This window comes from Ruegeria sp. CG4, assembly GCF_056537185.1.
This window is the reverse complement of sequence record NZ_JBQFRB010000023.1, coordinates 1-1,225: the sequence shown is the minus strand read 5'-3', so window position 1 is coordinate 1,225 and position 1,225 is coordinate 1. Positions and strand designations below refer to the sequence as shown.

Sequence of the window (1,225 nt, the reverse complement as noted above, 5' to 3'; positions counted from 1 at the left end):
GATCAGCCCCGCTTGTGTGGTCCAATTTGATTGTTTGTGCATGATTGGCCTTTGGTCCATCTGAACGATGGTTTCCGGGGCCGGTGGTTTATATCCCAGAGCACTGTGCGGGCGTTTAGTGTTGTAGTGTTTCCTCCATTCTTCGATCAATATCTGCGATTCTTTTAGGCTGTAGAAGACTTCTCCATTCAGGAACTCATCTCTGAACCGCGCATTGAAACTCTCACAGTAACCGTTCTCCCATGGGCTGCCTGGCTCTATGTATGCGGTCTTTGCTCCAACTGCATTGATCCAGTCTTGCACCGCCACGGCAATGAACTCAGGGCCATTGTCGGAGCGAATGTAGCTTGGCACACCGCGCATGATGAACAGGTCACTCAGAACGTCGATGACATCGCCGGAGTTTAGCTTTCGGTCCACTCGGATCGCCAAGCACTCCCGGCTGTACTCATCGATAACGTTGAGCGTGCGGAACGCCTTTCCGTCATCCTTTCGACAATGCACGAAGTCAAAACTCCAAACGTGGTTTCGATGCTCCGACCGCAGCCGAACACACGATCCATCATTTAACCAGAGCCGTCCCTTCTTTGGTTGTTTCATTGGCACTTTCAGCCCTTCCCGGCGCCAAAGCCTTTCGACGCGCTTGTCATTTACCTGCCAGCCCGCATCTCTCAGCAAAGCCGCGATCCGGCGATAACCGTAGCGGCCATACTGGCGGGCCAATTCTATCATGTCCGCCACCAGGCGCTTCTCGTCAGTTCGACCTTTCGGCAGCTTTCGCTGTGTGGATCGGTGCTGTTTCAGGACACGACACGCCCCCTCTCATCGTTTGCCTTGCAAACGACTGCCGGGCAGCGGGACGTTCTGAGACACGCAGTTTGTGGCGCACACGGTTGATGCAGGCACGGCGACGGGCGGGGCTCAGTAGTTTCCCTTGGCCGCCTCCGTCAGGATCAGTTTGTCCAGGGTCAGATCCGAGACGGCCTTTCGAAGACGCTCATTCTCTATTTGAAGGCGCTTGAGTTCCTTCAACTGATCCGCACCCATTCCGCCGTACTTTTTCTTCCAGCGATAATAGGTCTGTTCAACAACACCAATCTGCCGGATTGCATCCAGACGGGACATGCCTTGCCCCATCAATATCTCAACCTGCCGCAACTTCGAGACAATCTCTTCCGGCTTCGGTCGCTTGTTCGCCATGTGGTTCCTCCGTTTTCTTAACCAT

1 pseudogene is annotated in these 1,225 nt (G+C 54.2%); it reads right to left on the bottom strand.

What is annotated here, in order from left to right:
* Positions 1-1,200: pseudogene (locus tag ACR0J2_RS24055) on the bottom strand (IS3 family transposase); the annotation flags it as partial.
* Positions 1,201-1,225: the final 25 nt, after the last annotated feature.